General features: G+C 65.9%; 15 protein-coding genes. 13 read left to right on the top strand and 2 right to left on the bottom strand.

Annotated elements, in window-relative coordinates; translation table 11 throughout:
- Positions 1–5 precede the first annotated feature (5 nt).
- The 3 genes from aceF (at position 6) to msrA (ending at position 5,411) form a co-directional block, all read left to right on the top strand.
- Positions 6–1,646, top strand: a complete 1,641-nt coding sequence (gene aceF, locus N5C91_RS01870; RefSeq protein ID WP_279827384.1) for a dihydrolipoyllysine-residue acetyltransferase — start codon at positions 6–8, stop codon at positions 1,644–1,646.
- 285 nt (positions 1,647–1,931) lie between these two features.
- On the top strand, positions 1,932–4,631 hold the full coding sequence (locus N5C91_RS01865; RefSeq protein ID WP_279827381.1) for an EAL domain-containing protein: 2,700 nt from the start codon (positions 1,932–1,934) through the stop codon (positions 4,629–4,631).
- 132 nt (positions 4,632–4,763) lie between these two features.
- Positions 4,764–5,411 carry a peptide-methionine (S)-S-oxide reductase MsrA gene (gene msrA, locus N5C91_RS01860; RefSeq protein WP_236171233.1) on the top strand — a complete coding sequence of 216 codons (648 nt, stop codon included), beginning with the start codon at positions 4,764–4,766 and terminating at the stop codon, positions 5,409–5,411.
- 192 nt (positions 5,412–5,603) lie between these two features.
- Here the strand turns inward: msrA and N5C91_RS01855 are convergent, their stop codons facing one another.
- Positions 5,604–6,440, bottom strand: a complete 837-nt coding sequence (locus N5C91_RS01855) for a 23S rRNA (adenine(2030)-N(6))-methyltransferase RlmJ (protein WP_279827375.1) — start codon at positions 6,438–6,440, stop codon at positions 5,604–5,606.
- Between the two features lie 178 nt (positions 6,441–6,618).
- On the opposite strand from N5C91_RS01855, the gene N5C91_RS01850 reads away from it, so the two are divergent.
- The 10 genes from N5C91_RS01850 to N5C91_RS01805 all read left to right on the top strand — a co-directional run bounded on the left by N5C91_RS01850 (position 6,619) and on the right by N5C91_RS01805 (position 21,737).
- Complete coding sequence (locus N5C91_RS01850) at positions 6,619–8,421, top strand: acyl-CoA dehydrogenase (protein ID WP_279827370.1); 1,803 nt, start codon at positions 6,619–6,621, stop codon at positions 8,419–8,421.
- Between the two features lie 183 nt (positions 8,422–8,604).
- Complete coding sequence (locus N5C91_RS01845) at positions 8,605–9,282, top strand: hypothetical protein (protein ID WP_236171230.1); 678 nt, start codon at positions 8,605–8,607, stop codon at positions 9,280–9,282.
- A 104-nt stretch (positions 9,283–9,386) separates the two neighbouring features.
- Complete coding sequence (locus N5C91_RS01840; RefSeq protein ID WP_279827367.1) at positions 9,387–11,129, top strand: potassium/proton antiporter; 1,743 nt, start codon at positions 9,387–9,389, stop codon at positions 11,127–11,129.
- A gap of 83 nt (positions 11,130–11,212) precedes the next feature.
- Complete coding sequence (gene mscK / locus N5C91_RS01835) at positions 11,213–14,566, top strand: mechanosensitive channel MscK (RefSeq protein ID WP_279827365.1); 3,354 nt, start codon at positions 11,213–11,215, stop codon at positions 14,564–14,566.
- Positions 14,567–14,624: 58 nt separating this feature from the next.
- The gene (selO, locus tag N5C91_RS01830) at positions 14,625–16,085 is read left to right on the top strand and encodes a protein adenylyltransferase SelO (protein ID WP_279827362.1); all 1,461 of its coding nucleotides are present in this window, start codon (positions 14,625–14,627) and stop codon (positions 16,083–16,085) included.
- Positions 16,086–16,207: 122 nt separating this feature from the next.
- A complete protein-coding gene (locus N5C91_RS01825; RefSeq protein ID WP_279827359.1) occupies positions 16,208–17,485 on the top strand; it encodes a bifunctional O-acetylhomoserine aminocarboxypropyltransferase/cysteine synthase in 1,278 nt (425 codons plus the stop codon).
- Between the two features lie 370 nt (positions 17,486–17,855).
- Complete coding sequence (locus N5C91_RS01820; protein WP_236199083.1) at positions 17,856–19,775, top strand: methyl-accepting chemotaxis protein; 1,920 nt, start codon at positions 17,856–17,858, stop codon at positions 19,773–19,775.
- 109 nt (positions 19,776–19,884) lie between these two features.
- Positions 19,885–20,319, top strand: coding sequence for a thioredoxin TrxC (trxC, locus tag N5C91_RS01815; protein WP_236171224.1), 435 nt, complete (start codon positions 19,885–19,887; stop codon positions 20,317–20,319).
- Positions 20,320–20,404: 85 nt separating this feature from the next.
- The gene (locus N5C91_RS01810) at positions 20,405–20,851 is read left to right on the top strand and encodes a YiiD C-terminal domain-containing protein (RefSeq protein WP_236171223.1); all 447 of its coding nucleotides are present in this window, start codon (positions 20,405–20,407) and stop codon (positions 20,849–20,851) included.
- Positions 20,852–20,927: 76 nt separating this feature from the next.
- Entirely contained in the window at positions 20,928–21,737 is an 810-nt protein-coding gene (locus tag N5C91_RS01805) for a universal stress protein (protein WP_279827352.1), read from the top strand.
- Positions 21,738–21,741: 4 nt separating this feature from the next.
- Here the strand turns inward: N5C91_RS01805 and N5C91_RS01800 are convergent, their stop codons facing one another.
- Complete coding sequence (locus N5C91_RS01800) at positions 21,742–22,509, bottom strand: ParA family protein (protein ID WP_279827350.1); 768 nt, start codon at positions 22,507–22,509, stop codon at positions 21,742–21,744.
- Positions 22,510–22,901: the final 392 nt, after the last annotated feature.

The following is a 22,901-nucleotide window of genomic DNA, read 5'->3' as shown; positions in this document are numbered from 1 at the left end:
GCACGATGAGCGAACTGATTCGTGTACCCGACATCGGCAATGGTCAGGGTGAAGTCATCGAACTGCTGGTCAAGGTCGGCGACACCGTCGAGGCCGACCAGAGCCTGCTGACCCTGGAATCCGACAAGGCCAGCATGGAAATCCCCTCGCCGAAAGCCGGTGTGGTGAAAAGCCTGAAGGTCAAGGTGGGCGACACCCTGAAGGAAGGCGACGAGATCCTCGAGCTGGAAGTCGAGGGAGGTTCGGCTGCCGCCGAAGCGCCCAAGGCCGAAGCTCCGGCTCCGGCCGCCGAGGCACCGAAGGCAGAGGCTCCGGCCGCTGCCCCGGCGCCGGCTGCCGCGCCCGCCGCTGGCGCCAGCGTCCAGGACATCCACGTCCCGGACATCGGCTCCGCCGGCAAGGCCAACGTCATCGAAGTCATGGTGAAAGCCGGCGACACGGTCGAGGCCGACCAGTCGCTGATCACCCTGGAGTCGGACAAGGCCAGCATGGAAATCCCCTCGCCGGCTGCCGGCGTGGTGGAGAGCGTGTCGATCAAGATCGGTGACGAAGTCGGCACCGGCGACCTGATCCTCAAGCTCAAGGTCGCGGGCGCTGCTGCCCCGGCTGCTGCTGAACCAGCTCCGGCGGCTGCTCCGGCCGCTGCCGCTCCTACCGCCGCTCCGGCACCGGCCGCTGCACCGGCCAAGGCTGCGGAAGCCGCTCCGGTGGGCGCGCCCAGCCGTGACGGCGCCAAGGTCCACGCCGGCCCCGCGGTGCGCATGGTCGCCCGCGAGTTCGGCGTCGAGCTGAGCGAAGTCAAAGGCACCGGCCCGAAAGGCCGCATCCTCAAGGAAGACGTGCAGCTGTTCGTCAAGGAACAACTGCAGCGCGCCAAATCCGGCGCGCCGGCTGGCGCTACCGGTGGCGCGGGCATCCCGCCGATCCCGGAAGTCGACTTCAGCAAGTTCGGCGAAGTGGAAGAAGTGGCGATGACCCGCCTGATGCAGGTCGGCGCCGCCAACCTGCACCGCAGCTGGCTGAACGTGCCGCACGTGACCCAGTTCGACTCGGCCGACATCACCGAGATGGAAGCCTTCCGCGTGGCCCAGAAAGCCGTGGCGGAGAAGGCTGGCGTCAAGCTGACCGTGCTGCCGATCCTGCTGAAGGCCTGTGCCCACCTGCTCAAGGAAATGCCGGACTTCAACAGCTCGCTGGCCCCCAGCGGTAAGGCGCTGATCCGCAAGAAGTACGTGAACATCGGCTTCGCCGTGGACACGCCGGACGGCCTGCTGGTCCCGGTGATCAAGAACGTCGACCAGAAGAGCCTCCTGCAACTCGCCGCCGAAGCCGCCGAACTGGCCGAGAAAGCGCGCACCAAGAAGCTCTCCGCCGACGCCATGCAGGGCGCCTGCTTCACCATCTCCAGCCTCGGCCACATTGGCGGCACCGGTTTCACGCCGATCGTCAACGCGCCGGAAGTGGCGATCCTCGGTGTCAGCAAGGCGACCATGCAGCCGGTATGGGACGGCAAGGCCTTCCAGCCGCGTCTGATGCTGCCGCTGTCGCTGTCCTACGATCACCGCGTGATCAACGGGGCCGCAGCCGCGCGCTACACCAAGCGTCTGTCGGACCTGCTGGGCGATATCCGCACCCTGCTGCTGTAAGTGCTGCTCTTGTAAGTGTTGCAAAGGCCGGCCACGCCGGCCCTCCTCTCGACGAGCACGCCACGCTCGTACTCTCCAGCCCTGCCGGATGGCGGGGCTTCTTTTTGCCCGCACGATTCTGACCGGCGGCTCGGCCTCGCGGCCGCACCGCACTCAACTTCGCTGCGTGACGGCCGATACAGTCTTGGCTTGTCATGGCCCCGTGCCTCATGCAAATCTTGCCAACGCCCATAGAAGTCGGGCGAGGCCATGTACCTCGTCCAGCACCCTGGAAATCTCCCGCGCATGAAGAGTCATCCCGATGCCGCCAGCCGTCAGGCGGCCGAGGTTGTCACGCAGCTTCCCGTCCCTTCGAGGCTCGGGATGCTGCGCTTCGAGCGCCTGAACGAACCCAGCTGGACCCTGCTGTTCCTCGACCCCGGCTGCGAGCGGCAGATCGGCGTGCCGGCCCAGGACCTCTGCGGCATTCTCGACGCCCCCTACGCCAGCCTGATGGAGCCAGAGGCGCGCCATCGCCTGCATGAGCAAGTGCAGCAGCAACTGCTCAGGGACGGCCGCTACCGGGTGCGCTACCTGCTCCACTCGCCGCGCGGCACGCTGAACGTGCTGGAGGTCGGCGAGTCCTTCCAGCAGCACGGCCGCCAGCTGCTGCACGGTTACTTGCTGCAGACCGAGGCGGACGAACACGAAACCGAGCTGGACCCGCGCCTGCTGGACCTGGAAGCGCAGAACATCCGCCTGAAGATGTCCCTGGAGATGTACCAGCGCTCCCAGGATGAACACCTGCAGCACCTGGTGCGCTCGCGCACCCAGCAGAACCTCATCGTGCGCCTGGCGCGGCACCGCTACCTGTCCAGCGACCCGCTGCTCGAAGCCGCGCAACTGATCGCCCAGGCCGCTTGCGAGGCCTACGACGTGGCCCGCGCCGGCATCTGGCGCCTGCACCCGGACCATCGCCTGGAAGCGGTGACCATCTACCGCCGCGACACCGACCAGTACGAGAAGCCGCAGGACATCGACGCCAGCAACTTCCCCAATTACCTCGATGCGGTGCACAGCGGCCGCGCCATCGACGCCCACAACGCCCAGCAGGACCCGCGCACCCAGGAACTGGCCATGCGCTACCTGCGCCCGCAGGGCATCAGCGCGATGCTCGACGCCACCATCCGCGTCGGCGGCGAAGTGGTCGGCGTGCTCTGCCTGGAACACGTCGGCGAAGTGCGCATGTGGCAGAGCGATGAAATCGCCTTCGCCGGCGAACTGGCCGACCAGTATGCCCAGGTGCTGATGAACCACGAGCGGCGCAACGTCTCCAGCGCCCTGCACCTGTTCCAGCGCGCTGTCGAGCAGAGCGCCAGCGCCTTCCTGCTGATCGACCGCGACGGCCTGGTGGAGTACGTCAACCCGAGCTTCACCGCCATCACCCAGTACGGCGCCGACGAAGTCCGCGGCCGCCGCCTGCCGGAACTGCCGGCACTGGCCAACCTCAGCGAACTGCTGTTCGACGCGCGCTCCACCCTGGTCACGCAGAACAGCTGGCAAGGCGAGTTCCGCAGCCGACGCAAGAACCTCGAGCCCTACTGGGGCCAGCTATCGCTGTCCAAGGTCTACGACGACAAGGGCGAGCTGACCCACTACATCGGCATCTACGAAGACATCACCCAGAGCAAACTGGCCCAGCAGCACATCGAGAAGCTCGCCTACCGCGACAACCTCACGGGCCTGGCCAACCGGCACTTCTTCATCAATGCCCTGGAAGAGCGCCTGCAAGTGGGCAGCGAACATTCGCTGAGCCTGCTGCTGGTGGACATCGACAACTTCAAGCGGATCAACGACAGCCTCGGCCACCAGACCGGCGACAAGCTGCTGGCCAACCTCGCCCGGCGCCTGCGCAGCAGCCTGAGCGACAGCGCCACCCTGGCGCGCTTCGCCAGCAACGAGTTCGCCGTGCTGCTGGAAGAATCCGTTGCCGGCCGTGGCGAGAAGGTTGCCGCGCAGATCCTCGACGTACTCGACAAGCCACTGTTCGTCGACAACCAGTTGATCAGCATCACCGGCTCCGTGGGCATCGCCTACGCGCCGCAGCACGGGCAGGACCCGCAGACGCTGATGAAGCACGCGGGCCTGGCGCTGCACAAGGCCAAGGCCAACGGCAAGCACCAGGTGCAGACCTTCACCGAGGCGATGACCGCCGAGGCCAGCTACAAGCTGTTCGTCGAAAGCAACCTGCGCCGCGCGCTGGTGCAGGACGAACTGGCCGTGCACTACCAGCCCAAGCTGTGCCTGCGCAGCGGCGCGCTGCTCGGCCTGGAGGCCCTGCTGCGCTGGCAGCACCCGGAAAAGGGCATGATCCGCCCGGACCAGTTCATCAGCGTTGCCGAGGAAACCGGGCTGATCATCCCCATCGGCAAGTGGGTGATCCGCCAGGCCTGTCGCCAGGTCCGCGAGCTGGCCGCCAAGGGGCTGGGCGACCTGCACATGGCGATCAACCTGTCGCCCAAGCAATTCAGCGACCCGGACCTGGTCGGCTCCATCGCCGCGATCCTCCACGAGGAAAGCATCCCGGCCTCGCAGCTTGAACTGGAACTGACCGAAAGCCTGTTGCTGGACGCCACCGACGACACCCGCCAGCAACTGGAGCGCCTGAAGAGCCTAGGGCTGACCCTGGCCATGGACGACTTCGGCACCGGCTACTCGTCGCTGAGCTACCTGAAGAAATTCCCCATCGACGTGATCAAGATCGATCGCAGCTTCATCAAGGACATCCCGGACAACCAGGACGACATGGAAATCACCTCGGCAGTGATCGCCATGGCCCACAACCTCAAGCTGCAGGTGGTCGCCGAAGGCGTCGAGACCGCCGCCCAGCTGGCTTTCCTGCGGCGCAACCGCTGCGACATCGGCCAGGGCTACCTGTTCGACAAGCCGATCCCCAGCCACGACCTTTCCTCCAGCCTGCAGCGCTACCCCTGCCGCCCGCAGTGAGGCGCCCTGGCGCGGCGTGCCCGCAGCCATCCTCGCGAGTTGTCTCAAACCTCCCGCAAAGCAAAACAAACGCTGTAATCTTCGGCGAGTACCCGAGTCTATTGCCGCCCCTATCCAGAGGAGACGAATGCCATGACCCTGCGCTCGCAAATACTTGCCCACAAACTGGAACTGCCCAGCTCCGCCCAGGCCCTGCCGGGGCGCGAAAGCCCGATGCCAGTGCCTGAAGCGCATTACGTCAATGGTCATCCGCTGAGCGCGCCCTTCCCCGCCGGTGTGCAGCAGATCGTTGTCGGCCTGGGCTGCTTCTGGGGTGCCGAACGACGCTTCTGGCAACAGCCGGGCGTGTGGGTCACCGCGGTGGGTTATGCCGGCGGTTTCACGCCGAACCCGACCTACGACGAAGTCTGCTCCGGCCTGACCGGCCACAGCGAAGTGGTCCTGGTGGCCTACGACCCGCGTGAAACCAGCATCGAGGCACTGCTGAAGGTGTTCTGGGAATCCCACGACCCGACCCAGGGCATGCGCCAGGGCAACGACACCGGCACCCAGTACCGCTCGGTGATCTACTGGTTCGACCAGGCGCAGAAAGCCGCCATCGACGCCAGCCGCGCAGCCTTCCAGAAGGAACTGAGCGCCAAGGGCTATGGCGAGATCACCACGGAAATCCGCGAGGTGCCGCCGTTCTACTACGCCGAGGCCTACCACCAGCAATACCTGGCGAAGAACCCCAACGGCTACTGCGGCCTGGGCGGCACGGGCGTGTGCCTGCCGGCGTAAACCCATACCTGTAGGAGCGAGCTTGCTCGCGAACAACCCCGCTGCAAGATCGGTTCGCGAGCAAACTCGCTCCTACACGGGCACCTGGCTCATCCGTAGCGTAGGAGCGGACTCCGTCCGCGATCGGTCCGAGCCACACTGAACCGTCAAGGTCACCGCCAAGAAAAAGCCCCGGCACTGCCGGGGCTTTTTTCATTCGGCGATCAGCCAGTCCAGCTGGCTGCTGCCTTCACTCTGCGCCAGCGTTTGGGCCAACCACGGCAACAGCCCGCGCAGCTCTTCATCCAGCGGCCACGGCGGGTTGACGATGACCAGCCCGGAACCATTCAGGCGGTCCGCCGTGTCGGCCGGATGCACGCACAACTCCACGCGGAGCATCTTCGGCGCCGAGCTCTTCTCCAGGCGCTGGTAAAAGCGCTTGAGCTGGCGGCGATCCTTGATCGGGTACCAGATGGCGACCACGGTCTGGCGCATGCGGCCGATGGCCTCGTCCAGCGCGGCTACACAGCGTTCCAGGTCGTCAGGTTGCTCGAAGGGCGGGTCGATCAGCAGCACACCACGCTTCTCCGCTACCGGCAGGAAGGCTCGGGGCAGCAGCCAGCCGTCCCCCTGGTGCACCGAGATGCGCCGCTCGCCGGCCATGTTGGCCTTGAGCAGACGGCCATCCTCGGGGTGCAGCTCGTTGAGCAGCACGCGGTCCTGCGGGCGGGTCAGGCGGCGCGCCAGCTCCGGCGAGCCCGGGTAGAACTCCAGGCCGCCATCGGGATTCAGTGCACTCACGACGCCCAGGTAGTCCTGCAGCAACTCCGGCAGGTCATCGCGCTCGTACAAGCGGCCGATGCCCGACTCCCACTCGCCGGTACGGCTGGCTTCATCGCCCAGCAAGTCGTACAGGCCGATGCCGGAGTGGCTGTCGAGGTAGGCGAAGGGCGTGTCCTTGCGCGCCATCAGCGCGAAGATGCGGGCGAGGACAATGTGTTTCAGCACGTCGGCGTGGTTGCCGGCGTGATAGGCGTGGCGGTAGTTCATCGATAGCGGACTCCTCAAGGCGCGCAGTTTAGGCCCTGTGGCCGGTGCGGTGCGAGCCCGCCGTCGCCGGCGCCGGCCGGGAGCCCGGGTGTTTTAGCCCTTTATCACGCTCATGGATGATTCTGTGCGCGCTTCATTCACCAGACTAGACTGCGGCGATTCCCACGGAGGTCGATCCATGTCCGAGACCCTGCTCAGCTCCCGCAACCTCGCTTTCGAACTCTACGAAGTGCTCGACGCCGAGGCCCTGACCCAGCGCGAACGCTTCGCCGACCACAACCGCGAGACCTTCGATGCCGCCCTGTCCACGGCGCGCGGCATCGCCGAGGAGCTGTTCGCCCCGCACAATCGCAAGAACGACGAGAACGAACCGCAGTACGTCGACGGCGGCGCGGTACTCATCCCGGAAGTGAAGCCGGCGGTGGACGCCTTCAACGAGGCCGGTTTCCAGAACGCCTCGCGCAGCTTCGAACAGGGCGGCATGCAACTGCCGCACCTGCTGTCGCGCGCCTGCTTCGCGCACTTCCAGTCGGCCAACATCGCCACCTCGTCCTACCCGATGCTGAGCATGGGCGCCAGCCACCTGATCGAGACGTTCGGCAGCGACGAGCAGAAACGCCTGTTCCTGCAGCCGATGATCGAGGCGCGCTTCTTCGGCACCATGGCGCTGACCGAGCCGCACGCGGGCTCGTCCCTGGCCGACATCCGCACCCGCGCCGAACCGGCCGCCGACGGCAGCTACCGGATCAAGGGCAACAAGATCTTCATCTCCGGCGGCGACCACCCGCTGTCGGAGAACATTGTCCACATGGTGCTGGCCAAGCTGCCGGACGCACCGCCCGGCGTGAAGGGCATCAGCCTGTTCATCGTGCCCAAGTTCCTGGTCAACGACGACGGCTCCCTCGGCGCACGCAACGACGTGACCCTGGCCGGCCTGTTCCACAAGATGGGCTGGCGCGGTACCACGTCCACCGCATTGAACTTCGGCGACAAGGGTGAGTGCGTCGGCTATCTGGTCGGCAAGCCGCACCACGGCCTGGCCTACATGTTCCAGATGATGAACGAGGCGCGCATCGGCGTCGGCATGGGCGCGATCATGCTCGGCTACGCCGGCTACCTGTATTCCCTGGAATACGCCCGCGAGCGCCCGCAAGGCCGCCCGGTGGACGCCAAGGACCCGACCTCGGCGCCGGTCTCGATCGTCCAGCACACCGACGTCAAGCGCATGCTGCTGACCCAGAAGGCCTACGTCGAGGGTGCCTTCGACCTGGGCCTGTACGCCTCGCGTCTGGTCGACGACTGCGAAACCCTGCCCACCGAGGAGGAGCGCAAGCAGGCCCATGAACTGCTCGACCTGCTCACCCCGATCGTCAAATCCTGGCCTTCGGAGTTCTGCCTGAAGGCCAACGAACTGGCGATCCAGATTCTCGGCGGCCACGGCTACACCCGCGAGTACCCGGTCGAGCAGTACTACCGCGACAACCGCCTGAACCCGATTCATGAAGGTACCCATGGCATCCAGTCGCTGGACCTGCTCGGCCGCAAGCTGGCGCAGAACAACGGCGCCGGCCTCAAGCAACTGACCCGCCTGATCAACCAGACCTGCGAGCGCGCCCAGGCGCACACCTCGCTGGACAAGCTGCGCGAACCGCTGGAGCAGTTGATGGCGCGCCTCTCGGCGACCACCCTGAGCCTGCTCGGCGACCTGATGCAGGGTCGCGTAGGCCAGGGCCTGGCCAACTCGGCGCTGTATCTGAAGGTCTTCGGCCATGCCGTGATCGGCTGGCGCTGGCTGGAGCAGGCGATTCGCGCCGAGGAAGGGCTGGCGTGCGGCCACGCCGCCGACACCGATTTCTACCGCGGCAAGCTGCAGGCCGCGCGCTACTTCCTGACCTGGGAAGTGCCGTCCTGCCACCACGACCTGGCGCTGCTCGAAGCCCGCGACGACACCTGTTTCAGCATGCAGGACGCCTGGTTCTAGGTCCCCGCATGTGCCTTCTGCCCCGGTCACGTCCGGGGCTTTTTTATGCCCGGGAAAATCCGCTCGTTCCAGCCCTTCCGGGCGCCTCACAGGATGAGGGACAACAGCCCAGCAGAATGAGGGAATATTCCCACCGATAACTCTGACTCGACCGACTGCAAGGCCTGAGGAGGATGCCGTTGAATGGCGTCCGCGAAATTCACGCACCTCACGACCATGGCCATCCAGACGCTCACCAGCCGTTCCTTCCGCCGTCGCTGCCAGACGCTGTTTCCGGTAGTTGCCATCGCCGTGGCGCTGGGCTGCACACTCGTGTTGTTCAATACCGGTTCGAGCGACGACGGCAAGCAGCGCTACGCTGCACTTTCGCCGAGCTCCGCACCGATCTACAGCACGCCCAGCACAGAAGCCTTCGAGCACGCCGACGACTACCTGAAGAACATCGACAAGGCCATGAACGACGGCATTGCCGTACTGCGCGGTGGGGACCACACGTCGATTGCCTCGCAGAGCCGTTACTTCAACGCCCTGGTCAACGCCGGTTATGCACAGTTCGGCTCCTCCTACTACGACCCGCTGGGCAGTTGCGGCGTCACGGGCAGCTCGGCCCGGCACCTCTGGCACACACAGATACGCGCACTGGGCGCCAGCCAGGGGCAGTACACGGCCGGCGAGATCAGCAAGGCCCGCGCCACCCTGCAGCGGGACCGGCAAGCCTGCCTGGATGCCGTGCAGCTGCCACTGGAAGAGGCGCTCAGCTGGGCGCCCACCGCACTCCCCACATTCAACCTGGTGCCGACCTGGCAGAACAGCGGGAGCTGGCTCGACAGCACCGCCGAACGGTCCTCAACAAACCTTTGACAGCCTTGTAAATCCGCAGGTTAGAATCGATTGGCATGCGGCCTGCATCCTGATCCTCGCGTAGTGTCGCCACTCCCCCCTCATTTGCGCCGGAGATCGACCTTTTGGATGCCGTGGCCATCAACAGCTATTTCCTGATCGCTGCTGTGCTGATCGGCATGAGCATCCTGGTCAGCTCGCTGTCCTCGCGCCTGGGCATCCCGATCCTGGTCATCTTCCTCGCCGTGGGCATGATCGCGGGCACTGACGGACCTGGCGGCATCGGCTTCTCGAACTACCCCATGGCCTACCTGGTGGGCAACCTGGCACTGGCAGTGATCCTGCTGGATGGCGGATTGCGCACGCGGGTCTCGAGCTTCCGCGTGGCGCTCTGGCCGGCGCTTTCCCTGGCTACCGCCGGTGTGCTGATTACCGCAGGCCTGACCGGCATCGCCGCTGCCTGGCTGTTCAAGCTGAGCTGGATGGAAGGTCTGCTGATCGGCGCCATCGTCGGCTCCACCGACGCCGCCGCGGTGTTCTCGCTGCTGGGCGGCAAGGGCCTGAACGAGCGGGTCACCGCGACCCTGGAAATCGAATCGGGCAGCAACGACCCCATGGCGGTGTTCCTCACCGTCACCCTGATCGACATGCTCGCCCACGGCGAAAGCGGCCTGTCCTGGAGCTTCCTCTGGCACTTCCTGCGCGAGTTCGGCATCGGCTCGGTGCTGGGCCTGGGCGGCGGCTGGCTGCTGCTGCAGGTGATCAACCGCATCCACCTGGCCAACGGTTTGTACCCGCTGCTGGCCATCAGCGGCGGCCTGCTGATCTTCGCCGTGGCCAACGCCGTGCATGGCAGCGGCATCCTCGCCATCTATCTGTGCGGCCTGGTACTGGGCAACCAACCGATCCGCTCGCGCCACGGCATCATGCACATGCTCGACGGCATGGCGTGGCTGGCGCAGATCGGCATGTTCCTGGTGCTGGGCCTGCTGGTCACGCCCCACGACCTCTGGCCCATCGCCCTGCCCGCCCTCGGCCTGGCGCTGTGGATGATCCTCTTTGCCCGCCCGCTGTCGGTGCTGGTCGGGCTGTTCCCGTTCCGCGCCTTCCACGGCCGCGAAAAAGCCTTCATCGCCTGGGTCGGCCTGCGCGGCGCGGTGCCGATCATTCTCGCGGTGTTCCCGCTGATGGCCGGGCTGCCCAATGCCCAACTGTTCTTCAACGTGGCCTTCTTCATCGTCCTGGTCTCGCTGCTGGTGCAGGGCACCAGCCTGCCCTGGGCCGCCAAGCTGCTGCGCGTGGTAGTGCCGCCGGACCCGGCGCCGATCTCCCGCGCCGGCCTGGAAGTCCACCCGACCAGCGAGTGGGAGCTGTTCGTCTACCACCTGAGCAAGGAAAAGTGGTGCATCGGCGCCGCCCTGCGCGAGCTGAAGATGCCCGAAGGCACCCGTATCGCCGCACTGTTCCGTGGCACCCAGTTGCTGCACCCGTCCGGTAGCACCATCCTCGAAGCCGACGACATCCTCTGCGTGATCGGCCACGAGCACGATCTGTCGCCGCTGGGCAAACTGTTCAGCCAGGCGCCGGATCGCGGCCTGAGCGCGCGCTTCTTCGGTGACTTCGTGCTCGAGGGCGACGCCCAGCTCTCCGCCGTGGCCTCGCTCTATGGCCTGAAGCTGGAAGGCGTGGACGGCGAACAGAACCTCGGCCGCTTCATCGCCCACGAGATCGGCGGCCAGGCGATCATCGGCGACCAGGTGGAATGGAACGGCCTGACCTGGACCGTGGCCGCCCTGGACGGGAACAAGATCCGCAAGGTCGGGGTCAAATTCCCGGAAGGCCGTCCCGGCCCCGGTCTGTTCCTCTGACCGCCCACCGGTACCCGCTTGCGGGTGCCGGCCCGCCAGCACTACCCTCTGCCCACTTTCCGCACGAGCCGCCACCCGCGACCATGTCATTCCTGCTGCGTACCCTTCTGACCGCCGTCCTGCTGGGCGGCTCACTCATCGGCCTGCCCGCGCTGGCCGCCGATACCTCTCCGCCGAGCGCCGAAAAGGTGCAGCAGAGCCTCGACAGCCTGGCCGACCGCAAGCTGGCCGATGCCGAGGCCAAGCCGATCAAGGCAAGCCTGGAGAACACCCTGAAGCTGCTGGCGGCCAAGGCCGACAGCGAGAAGCAGCTGCTTGAACTCAAGGGCCGGCTGGCCGATGCGCCCAAGCTGATCAACGAGAACCAGAAGGCGCTCGGTCGCCTCAAGGCCAGCAGCGAGAAGCCTGCCAGCCAGCGTTACAACGGCTCCAGCGCGACCCAGCTGGAAATGCTGCTCAACGAGCAGTCCACCCAGCTCGCCGCCTGGCAGAAGGAGATGGTCGACGCCAAGAGCGAGATCCTCACCGCGCAGACCCGACCGGAGCGGGCCCAGGCCGACCTGAGCAAGAACCAGACACGCCTGCTGGAAATTGCCGGGCTGATCAAGGCCGGAAAGGAAGGCGCCAAGCCGATTTCGGATGAGCGCCGCAACGAGCTGCTGGCCGAACAGGCCATGCTCACCTCGCAGAATCTCCTGCTGCGCCAGCAACTGGCCGGCAACAACCTGCTGCTCGACCTGGCCTCCAGCCAGCGCGACCTGCTGGCCGAGCGCATCGGCCGCGAGGAGCGCGAGACCCTCGAACTGCAGGCGATGATCAGCGACAAGCGCCGCGAACAGTCGGAGAAGACCGTCGCCGAACTGTCCAAGGACAGCCAGGCCGCCGGCACCGACAGCCTGCTGAGCCAGCAGAGCGCCGCCAACCTGAAGCTTTCCGACTACCTGCTGCGCACCACCGACCGCCTCAACACCCTGACCCGGCGCAACCTCGAAGCCAAGCAGCAACTGGACAACCTGACCCAGGGCGAACAGGCCCTGGACGAACAGATCAACGTGCTGCGCGGCAGCCTGCTGCTGGCCAAGATCCTCTACCAGCAGAAGCAGTCGCTGCCCGTGATCAAGACTGACCAGGACCTCGCCGACGAGATCGCCGACCTGCGCCTGTACCAGTTCGAGCTGAACCAGAAGCGCGACGAGATCAACAACACCCAGGTCTACCTCGACAACCTGCTGGCCCAGCAACCCCAGGAAAGCGTCACCCCGCAGTTGCGCCACGACCTCGGCGAGCTGGTGGACACCCGCCTGGAGCTGATGGAGCGTCTCAACCACGAGCTGAACGCACTGCTCAACGAAGCCATCACCCTGCAGTTGAACCAGAAGCAGCTCAAGGAAACCAGCGACAGCCTGCGCGCCACCCTCGACGAGCAGATGTTCTGGATTCCCAGCAACCGCCCGCTGGACCTGTCCTGGTTCAAGATGACCCCGAGCCTGCTGCACCACCAACTGGCCGAAGTACCCTGGGGCTCGGGCGTCAAGGAGCTGTTCGAGGGCCTGATCGACCGCCCCTTCCTGTTCCTGCCCCTGCTCCTGCTGGTCGCCGGGCTGCTGTGGAAGCGCCGGTTCCTCTACGACAAGCTGGAATCGCTGAACGACGACATCGGCCACTTCAAGCGCGACAGCCAGGCGCACACGCCATTGGCGCTGCTGCTCGCCGTGCTGCTGGCCTTGCCCGGCACCCTGGCGCTGGGCATCGCCGGCCTCGCCCTGCTGCTCGACGCCCGCGGCCAGAACGCCACACTGGGCAGCGCGCTGCTGGAGATGGCACAGGTGTGGCTGGTGTTCTACACCGCCCACCGCATCCTGCGCCCCGGCGGCATCGCCGAGCGGCACTTCCACTGGAGCCAGGCGCAGGTGCAGTTCCTCGGCAAGCTGATGCGCCGCCTGGGGCTGGTGGTGATGTCGCTGGTCGCCGTGGTCACCGTCGCCGAGCACTCGCCGGCGTCGCTGGCCGATGACGTGATCGGCATCGCCGTGGTGCTGTTCGGCTACGGCGCCATGACCTGGCTGCTCGCCCAGTTGCTGTTCAACAGCCCGTCCAGCGAGCGCCCGTCGATGATCAAGATGATCGTCGGCCTGGGCTTCACCGCCCTGCCGGTAGCGCTGTTCCTCGCGGTGGGCTTCGGCTACTACTACACCGCGCTCAAGCTCACCGACCGCCTGATCGACACCCTGTTCCTGCTGATGTTCTGGATGGTGGTGGAAGCCACCTTCGTCCGCGGCATGGGCGTTGCTGCCCGCCGCCTGGCCTACCAGCGTGCCCTGTCGAAACGGCAGAACGCGCCCAAGGAAGGCATCGAGGGCAGCGAAGTCGTCGTCGAGGAACCGACCCTGGGCATCGAGCAGATCAACGAGCAGTCCATGCGCCTGATCCGCCTGGGCCTGCTGATCGGCTTCGTGGTCACCCTGTACTGGGTCTGGGCCGACCTGATCAGCGTGGTCTCCTACCTCGACAACGTAACGCTCTACCAGTACACCAGCGGCACCGGCGACGCAGCGTCCACCACGCCGATCAGCCTCAGTGACTTCATCATGGCGCTGGTGATCGCCGCGGTGACCGTCGCCCTGGCGCGCAACCTCCCCGGCTTGCTGGAAGTGCTGGTGCTGCAGCGCCTGACCCTGGCCCAGGGCAGCGCCTACGCCATCACCACCCTGCTCTCCTACACCATCAGCGGCGTCGGCATCGTCAGTGCGCTGTCCACCCTCGGGGTGAGCTGGGACAAACTGCAATGGCTGGTGGCTGCGCTGTCGGTCGGCCTCGGCTTCGGCCTGCAGGCGATCTTCTCCAACTTCGTCTCCGGCCTGATCATTCTCTTCGAGCGCCCGGTACGGATCGGCGACGTGGTGACCATCGGTACGCTGTCCGGCACGGTCAGCCGCATCCGTATCCGCGCTACCACCATCACCGACTTCGACCGCAAGGAAATCATCGTCCCCAACCAGACCTTCATCACCGGCCAACTGGTGAACTGGTCGCTGAGCGATACGGTGACGCGGGTGACCATCAAGATCGGCCTGGCCTACGAGAGCGACCTGCCGCTGGCGCGCAAGATCATGCTGGAAGCCGCCCACGCCAACCCACGCATCCTGCGCGACCCGGAGCCGGTGCTGTACTTCACCACCATCAGCGCCAGCACCTTCGACTACGAACTGCGCTTCCACGTGCGCGAGCTGGGCGACCGCAACCCGGCGGTGGACGAAACCCTCACGCGCATCGCCCTGGCCTTCCGCGAGGCAGGCATCGACATGGCGTTCAACCAGGTCGACGTGTTCCTGAAGAACTTCCAGGGCCAGGAAGCCCAGGTCATCGTCGGGCAGCAGCAGCCCGCCGCCACGCCGGTAAAGATCAGCCAGGACAAGCCCGCCGGCGACAAGGCCTGATGCTGGACGCCTTCGGACATGTCCGAGCACAATGCTCGGACATGTCCGGAGTTAACCTGTGAAAAAGCTCGACGAACTCGTCTTCGATAACCGCTTCGCCCGCCTGGGCGATGTGTTCTCCACCGAAGTCCTGCCTGATCCCATCGCCGATCCGCGCCTGGTCGTTGCCAGCACCTCGGCCATGGCCCTGCTCGACCTCGACCCGAGCGAAGCGGACAACCCGGTGTTCGCCGAAATCTTCGCCGGCCACAAGCTCTGGTCGGAAGCGCAGCCGCGCGCGATGGTCTATTCCGGGCACCAGTTCGGCTCCTACAATCCCCGCCTGGGCGACGGCCGCGGCCTGCTGCTGGGCGAAGTAGTGAACAATGCAGGCGAGCACTGGGACCTGCACCTCAAGGGCGCCGGCCAGACGCCGTATTCAAGGATGGGCGACGGTCGCGCCGTGCTGCGCTCGTCGATCCGCGAGTTCCTTGCCAGCGAATACCTCGCCGCCCTCGGCATCCCCAGCAGCCGCGCCCTGTGCGTCACCGGCTCCAGCACCACGGTATGGCGCGAGACTCGGGAAACCGGCGCCATGCTGTTGCGCATGGCCCCCAGCCACGTGCGCTTCGGTCACTTCGAGTACTTCTACTACACCAAGCAGGAAGAGCACCTGAGGACGCTCGGCGAGTTCGTTCTCAATTCGTACTTCCCGCAGTGCCTGGACGACGAAAAGCCCTACCTGGCGTTCTTCCGCGAAGTGCTCGAGCGCAACGCGCAGATGATCGCCTACTGGCAGGCCTACGGCTTCTGCCACGGCGTGATGAACACCGACAACATGTCGATCCTCGGCATCACCTTCGACTACGGCCCCTACGCCTTCCTCGACGACTTCGACGCCAACCACATCTGCAACCACTCCGACGACAGCGGCCGCTACTCCTTCAGCAACCAGGTGCCGATCGCCCACTGGAATCTCGCCGCGCTGGGCCAGGCGCTGACGCCCTTCGTCGAAGTCGACGACCTGCGCGCCACCCTCGACCTGTTCCTGCCGCTGTACCAGGCGCACTACCTGGACCTGATGCGCCGTCGCCTGGGCCTCAGCAGCGCCGAAGACGGCGATCTGGAGCTGGTGCAGCGCCTGCTGCAGAGCATGCAGAAAGGCGCCGTGGACTACTCGCTGTTCTTCCGCCGCCTCGGCGATCAGGCGCCTGAGCAAGCATTGGCCGTGGTACGCGAAGATTTCGTCGACCTCGCCGGCTTCGACGCCTGGGCCGCCGACTATCAAGCGCGCGCCGAACGCGAAGGCGGCAGCCAGGACGAACGCCGCGCGCGCATGCACGCCGTAAACCCGCTCTACGTGCTGCGCAACTACCTCGCCCAGGAGGCCATCACGGCCGCCGAACAGGGCGACTACAGCGTGGTGCGGCGCCTGCACGAAGTGCTCAGCAAGCCCTTCGAAGAGCAGCCGGATGCCGAGCACTTCACCCGCCGCCCGCCGGACTGGGGCAAGCACCTGGAGATCAGTTGCTCGTCCTGAGCCGGTTATAAGCTCAGCCAAAAGCGATCTAGCGACGCCCCGGCCACATTGCTCCCGGTCATTGACCGGGGCCGGGCGCCGCTCGCATCCTCGGGGCTTTCTGCCACAAGGACGCTCGAACAATGAAACCGGAAACCCTGGCCATCCACGCCGGCTACAGCCCCGACCCGACCACCAAGGCCGTGGCCGTGCCGATCTACCAGACCAGCTCCTACGCCTTCGACGACACCCAGCACGGCGCCGACCTGTTCGACCTGAAGGTCGCCGGCAACATCTACACGCGCATCATGAACCCCACCAACGCGGTGCTGGAGGAGCGCGTCGCCGCGCTGGAAGGCGGCGTCGCGGCGCTGGCGGTGGCATCGGGCATGGCCGCCATCACCTACGCCATCCAGACCGTCGCCGAAGCCGGCGACAACATCGTTTCGGTGGCCAAGCTCTATGGCGGCACCTACAACCTGTTCGCCCACACCCTGCCGCGTTTCGGCATCCAGACCCGCTTCGCCGCCCATGACGACATTGCCGCCCTCGAAGCGCTGATCGACGAGCGCACCAAGGCGATATTCTGCGAATCCATCGGCAACCCGGCGGGCAACATCGTCGACCTGCAGGCCCTGGCCGATGCCGCACACCGCCATGGCGTGCCGCTGATCGTCGACAACACCGTCGCCACCCCGATCCTCTGCCGCCCGTTCGAGCATGGCGCCGACATCGTCGTGCACTCGCTGACCAAGTACATCGGCGGCCACGGCACCAGCATCGGCGGCATCGTCGTCGACTCGGGCAAATTCCCCTGGGCCGACAACAAGGCGCGCTTCCCGCTGCTCAACACGCCCGATCCGTCCTACCACGGTGTTACCTACACCGAAGCCTTCGGCCCTGCCGCCTTCATCGGCCGCTGCCGCGTCGTGCCGCTGCGCAACACCGGCGCCGCGCTCTCGCCGTTCAACGCCTTCCTCATCCTGCAAGGCCTGGAAACACTCGCCCTGCGCATGGAGCGCCACTGCGACAACGCGCTGAAGGTCGCGCAGTACCTGCAAGATCATCCGCAGGTCAGCTGGGTGAAATACGCCGGCCTCGCCGACCATCCCGAACAGGAACTGGCGCTGCGCTACATGGGCGGCAAGCCCGCGTCGATCCTCTCCTTCGGCATCAAGGGCGGCCAGGAAGCCGGCGCGCGCTTCATCGACGCGCTGAATCTGGTGGTACGCCTGGTCAACATCGGCGACGCCAAGTCCCTGGCCTGCCACCCCGCCTCCACCACCCACCGTCAACTCAACGACGAGGAGCTGGAGAAGGCTGGCGTACCACGCGACATGGTGCGCCTGTCCATCGGCATCGAGCACATCGACGACATCCTCGCCGACCTCGCCCAGGCGCTGGACGCCGCCAAGGCCTGACCCGTGGCAACCGGATGAGGCGCCAGTGCGGCGCCTTATCCGCGGGTCAGCGGCTCCTGCAATATCTCTTTGCCATCATCTTGCAGACGCCCTGCCTGCCTTTCCGTAGAATGCCGCCCAGCGCCGCAAGCCAGCGCGCGACCGCACCCCGCGACACGCCAGCGAACAGGGATTTCGTCCGCCTTTCCCCTGCCCCTTTCCTTCCGACCCGCCTTCCAGGCGCCGGCCGGTGGATAACTTTTTTCGCCCGTGACCATACGGTTCCGCCCGATCCTGCCGATAGGGCTTGGACGTGGTTCGCCACCCTGGCCCCCAACAAGAACAATCTCCGAACGGCCTGACTTCACACAACCTTTCCTGGAGATCGTCAATGAACAGCTGGATTTCCAACCTGAGCGTGAACCTCAAGTTGGCCCTGGGCTTCGGCCTGGTCCTCGCCTTCACCGCCATCCTCGCTATCGTCAGCTGGGTCGGCCTGGGCTCGCTGATCGACCGCAGCAACTGGATGAGCGACATCACCGAGCTCAACTCGCGCCTCACCAAGCTGCGCATCACCCGCCTGCAATACATGATCGCCGACGGCGCCGAGCAGGAAGCCGCCAACGTCATGTCCACCCTGGCCGACTTCAAGGCGCAGCAGCAGAAACTGCGTGCCTCCTTCGTCAGCCCCGAGAACGTGCGCATGCTCGACCAGCTCGGCGGCATCATCGCCGACTACGAGAAGTCCCTGGCCGCCATGCGCGCCGGCTACCAGAGCGCCGGCATCACCCGCCGCACCCTGCAGGACAATGCTGCCCGCGCCGCCGAACTGACGGCCACGATCCAGCAGGACATCCTCAAGGCCCCGGCGGACGAGGAGCGCGCCACGCGCTTCCAGGCCATCACCGGTACCCGTGAAGACCTGCTGCAGGCCCGCTACGACGTGCGCGACTACCTCGCCAACGCGCTCACCAGCAACGGTGACGGCGTGACCCGTGGCCTCGACGAAAGCATTGCCGGCCTGCCGGCCCTGGAAAACGTCCTCGGCGTCGCCGAAGCGCAATACGTCCAGCAACTGGGCACGGCCCTGCGCGCCTATCGCGACGCGGTCACCACCCTGCGCGGCAACATGGCCAGCATCGTCCAGGCGCGCAAGGAAATGACCACCCAGGGCCAGGACATCGTCAAGATCAGCGAAAATCTCTACCAGTTGCAGCTCGATCGCCGCGACGCCGAAAGCGCGCGCGCCCGCAGCCTGCAAACCCTGGTAACCCTGCTCGCGCTGGTGCTGGGCAGCATTGCTGCGCTGATCATCACCCGCCAGATCACCCGGCCGCTGCACGACACCATGGCGGTGGTCGACCGCATCGCCGCCGGCGACCTGTCGCAGACCATTCAGGTCAGCCGCCGCGACGAACTCGGCCGCCTGCAACAGAGCATGCAGCGCATGAGCCAGAGCCTGCGCGAACTGATCGGCGGTATCCGCGACGGCGTCACCCAGATCGCCAGCGCCGCCGAGGAGCTCTCCGCCGTCACCGAGCAGACCAGCGCCGGTGCCAACACCCAGAAGATCGAGACCGACCAGGTTGCCACCGCCATGCACGAGATGTCCGCCACCGTGCAGGAAGTCGCGCGCAATGCCGAGCAGGCTTCCCAGGCCGCTTCCGCCGCCGACCACCAGGCCCAGGACGGCGACCGTGTGGTGAACAAGGCCGTTGAGCAGATCGAGCGCTTGGCCGAGGAAGTCGAACGTTCCGCCGAGGCGATGCAGCGCCTGGAGCAGGAAAGCGAGAAGATCGGCAAGGTAATGGATGTGATCAAATCAGTGGCCGAACAGACCAACCTGCTGGCCCTCAACGCCGCCATCGAAGCCGCCCGCGCCGGCGAGGCCGGTCGCGGCTTCGCCGTGGTCGCCGACGAAGTGCGCGGGCTGGCCCAGCGCACCCAGCAATCCACCGAAGAAATCGAAGCCCTGGTCGCCGGCCTGCAGAGCGGCACCCGCCAGGTCTCCAGCGTCATGCTCGGCAGCCGCGAACTCACCGCCAACAGCGTCGCGCTGAGCCGCCAGGCCGGCGAATCCCTCGGTGAAATCACCCGCACCGTCTCCAATATCCAGGCGATGAACCAGCAGATCGCCACCGCCGCCGAAGAGCAGAGCGCCGTGGCCGAGGAGATCAGCCGCAGCGTGGTCAACGTCCGAGACGTCTCCGAACAGACCGCCGCCGCCAACGAAGAGGTCGCCGCCTCCAGCGTCGAACTCGCGCGCCTGGGTGGGCAGTTGCAGACGCTGGTCAGCCATTTCCGCGTGTAATGCAAATGGGCCGACGCCAGTCGGCCCCTCTTCGGAAATGCACACATCGCACCGTTGAGATCCGCCCGCCAAGGCTCCATCTTTGCTCTATTGCCATTGGAGCCCCGCCATGTCCGATCCCCTGATCATCCCCTGCCCGAACTGCAACGGCCTGAACCGCGTCCCTGCCGCGCGGCTGGGCGACTCGCCCAGCTGCGGGCGCTGCCAGTCGCCGATCGTGCTGGATACGCCATTCGACCTCGATGAAGCCGGTTTTGCCGCCCAGGCCAAGGGCGATCTGCCGTTGCTGGTGGACGTCTGGGCCGACTGGTGCGGGCCGTGCAAGGGTTTTGCGCCGGTGTTCGAGCAGGCCGCGGCGCGGTTGTCGGGCAAGGTGCGCCTGGCCAAGCTGGACAGCGATGCCAATCCGAACCTTTCCGCACGCCTGGGCATTCGCTCGATTCCCAGCCTGATCCTGCTGCGCAACGGCCAGGAAGTGGCGCGGCAGAGCGGTGCAATGCCGCTGCCGCAGTTGCTCGACTGGCTGTCCCGCCAGGGCCTCTGAGGGCGAGCGTTTCGGTCAATCCGCGCGGTCATTGCCAGGCCGCGCCGGGCGGCTAGGCTTGGGCGAAAGCCAACGGAGCAAGCCCATGCCTTCCTACCCCGAAGACTTCATCCGCCAGCTCACCGAAGAGCACATCGCCTTCGTCAAGCGCACCGGCCTCAAGGCCGAGGTGCTGGAGCCTGGCCACGTGCGCCTGCGCATGCCGCTCAAGGGCAACGAGAACCATATCCAGAACATGTACGCCGGCGCCCTGTTCACCGTAGCCGAGCTGCCCGGTGGCGTGCTCATGCTGACCAGCTTCGACGCCCGGCGCTTCTACCCCATCGTCAAGGAAGCCGGCCTGCGCTTCCTGCGCCCGGCGGCCAGTGACGTGACCGTCGACGCGCAGCTCAGCGAAGCCGAAATCCAGCGTATCGGCGAGGAAGCCACGCACCAGGGCAAATCAGAGTTCGTTCTCGACCTGCAACTGAAGGACGACGAGGGCAACGTGGTTGCCGAAAGCCACGCCATCTATCAGTTGCGCAGCCGCTGAATCCGGGGGTTGCCCTGCATCAAGGTGAAATTTCCTACGTGGCGCGACAGTAGAAGCGCCACAGAGGGAGCCCACCATGTACAGGAACCTGCTCGTCGCCCACGACCTCAGTGTCGAGGCGGACATCGCCGTGCGCCGCGCCACGCAACTGGCCCGCCAGCACGGCGCCAGCGTCACGCTACTGCACGTGATCGAGGAATTCTTCCCCGACCGCATGATGGCCACGGTCCGCGAAGCTGCCGAGGTGGCGCTGCGCGATGCAGCACGCAGCAGTGGTCTCGGCGACTGCCAGTTGCTGATCCGCCAGGGCCGCGCAGCCAATAACGTGACCGAGGCGGTGCAGGAGCTGGGCGCTGACCTTCTGCTGATCGGCGCGCACCACCAGCAACTGCTGGAGCGCTTCGACGGCACCACCCTGGAGCGCATCGCCCGGCACTGCCGCGCGCCGATCCTGCTGGCTGTCGAGGAATCCGCTGCGCCTTACGCCAAGGCCCTCGCCGGGCTGGACCTGTCGCACTGCTCCTGCCAGGCCTGGCGCGCCGGCTATCGATTGCTCACACCCGCCGCCGAGCTGCTCGCGCTCAACGCCTACCAGCCAGGCAAGAAGGCCGGTCGCGCCGACAGTCATCTGCAGACCCAGCGCGAGCTGTTGCGCCAGGCACTGCAGGATGAGCGCGCACAGGTCCCGGCCAGCGGGCCGCAGTTACTTTGTGCGGTGCAGCAGGGAACCGCCCAGCAGGCGCTGGAGACGGCGTTGCGCGAATGGGCGCCGGACCTGCTGATACTCGGCAGCCGCAGCCGCGGCGCCATCGAGCAGGCCATGCTGGGCAGCGCGGCGCGTTATTTCCTGCGCCGGCCGCCCTGTGACGTGCTGATCAGCCAGTAACCGCTCAGGCTTCCAGCAGGTTGTGCAGTTCGACGAACTGCTGGGTCAGCTTGTGCCGCGGCTCGAGGAAGATCAGCGGGGTGCAGGCCTGGTGCGATTCGCGCATCTTCACCGAGCTCATCAGGTACACCGGCAGCACCGGTAATTCCTCTTCCAACAGTTCGTCCAGCAGCTGTTGCGGCAGGGTCGCGCGCGGCTGGAACTGGTTGACCACGATGCCTTCGACTTCCAGGTCCTCGTTGTGGTCTTCCTTCAGTTCCTCGATCTCCTGCAGCAGGCCATACAGCGCCTGGCGGGAGAAGCTGTCGCAATCGAAGGGGATCAGGCAGCGATCCGCCGCGATCAGTGCGGAAACCGTATAGAAGTTAAGTGCCGGCGGGGTGTCCAGGTAAATCCGGTCGTAGTCTTCGGCCAGTTCGTCCAGCAGTTTGCGCAGCTTGTTGATCTTGTGCTTCTGCTCGAGCTTGGGCTGCAGATCCGCGAGCTCCGGGCTGGCGGTGACGATGTGCAGGTTGTCGAACGGCGTCTCGTAGATGTCCACCTTGCCCTTGCGGCTGAACGGTCCGGACGACAGCGTCTGCTTGAAGAAGTCGGCGATACCCACCGGCAGGTCCTCGCCGGTCAGACCGGTGAGGTAATGTGTGGAGTTGGCCTGGGCATCCAGGTCCACCAGCAATGTCCGATAGCCCTCCGCCGCGCTCACTGCCGCCAGGTTGCAGGCGATGCTGGACTTGCCGACCCCGCCCTTCTGATTGAACACCACGCGTCGCATCAGCCATCCCTCCAGGAACATTCGAGTGCTGGGGGATTCTATGCAAAGCCCATGACAAGGGCGAGCACACTTCACCCCTCGGCTTGGTATACCGCTCAGCGGTTGCGGACTCTCTGCACAAGCTTCGCAGCCGGTGCGACAGCGAATTGAGAACCTTCCCAAGCCTTTGTCAGCGCACGTTGCTTGACTTCTGCACGTCCGCGGCAATGCCGATATTGCGCCATGATCCGTGTCGACGAAGCTCCTGGCGGGTCGGGGAAGTCTCATTTGTCGACCGGGATGCCAAGGGTCCACAAGAGCGGCGTTATTCGATATCGAGCAGACGCCTGCCTGGCGCGGGACGAACAGGACCAGGCGCTCCTGCCGGGAAAGCTCACTGCGTCGAGTACCAG

Source organism: Pseudomonas sp. GD03903 (assembly GCF_029840045.1).
In the GTDB taxonomy this organism is placed as follows: Bacteria; Pseudomonadota; Gammaproteobacteria; order Pseudomonadales; family Pseudomonadaceae; genus Pseudomonas; species Pseudomonas pseudonitroreducens.
The sequence above is the reverse complement of the archived record's forward strand: the minus strand, read 5'-3'. Positions and strand labels throughout refer to the sequence as shown.

Coding starts and splice junctions, on each gene's coding strand:
- N5C91_RS01805 (WP_279827352.1), top strand. CDS start 20,928: ATGTACAGGAACCTGCTCGTCGCCCACGACCTCAGTGTCGAGGCGGAC.
- N5C91_RS01845 (WP_236171230.1), top strand. CDS start 8,605: ATGGCGTCCGCGAAATTCACGCACCTCACGACCATGGCCATCCAGACG.
- N5C91_RS01850 (WP_279827370.1), top strand. CDS start 6,619: ATGTCCGAGACCCTGCTCAGCTCCCGCAACCTCGCTTTCGAACTCTAC.
- mscK (WP_279827365.1), top strand. CDS start 11,213: ATGTCATTCCTGCTGCGTACCCTTCTGACCGCCGTCCTGCTGGGCGGC.
- N5C91_RS01800 (WP_279827350.1), bottom strand. CDS start 22,509: ATGCGACGCGTGGTGTTCAATCAGAAGGGCGGGGTCGGCAAGTCCAGC.
- N5C91_RS01825 (WP_279827359.1), top strand. CDS start 16,208: ATGAAACCGGAAACCCTGGCCATCCACGCCGGCTACAGCCCCGACCCG.
- N5C91_RS01820 (WP_236199083.1), top strand. CDS start 17,856: ATGAACAGCTGGATTTCCAACCTGAGCGTGAACCTCAAGTTGGCCCTG.
- N5C91_RS01855 (WP_279827375.1), bottom strand. CDS start 6,440: ATGAACTACCGCCACGCCTATCACGCCGGCAACCACGCCGACGTGCTG.
- trxC (WP_236171224.1), top strand. CDS start 19,885: ATGTCCGATCCCCTGATCATCCCCTGCCCGAACTGCAACGGCCTGAAC.
- N5C91_RS01865 (WP_279827381.1), top strand. CDS start 1,932: ATGAAGAGTCATCCCGATGCCGCCAGCCGTCAGGCGGCCGAGGTTGTC.
- N5C91_RS01810 (WP_236171223.1), top strand. CDS start 20,405: ATGCCTTCCTACCCCGAAGACTTCATCCGCCAGCTCACCGAAGAGCAC.
- aceF (WP_279827384.1), top strand. CDS start 6: ATGAGCGAACTGATTCGTGTACCCGACATCGGCAATGGTCAGGGTGAA.
- msrA (WP_236171233.1), top strand. CDS start 4,764: ATGACCCTGCGCTCGCAAATACTTGCCCACAAACTGGAACTGCCCAGC.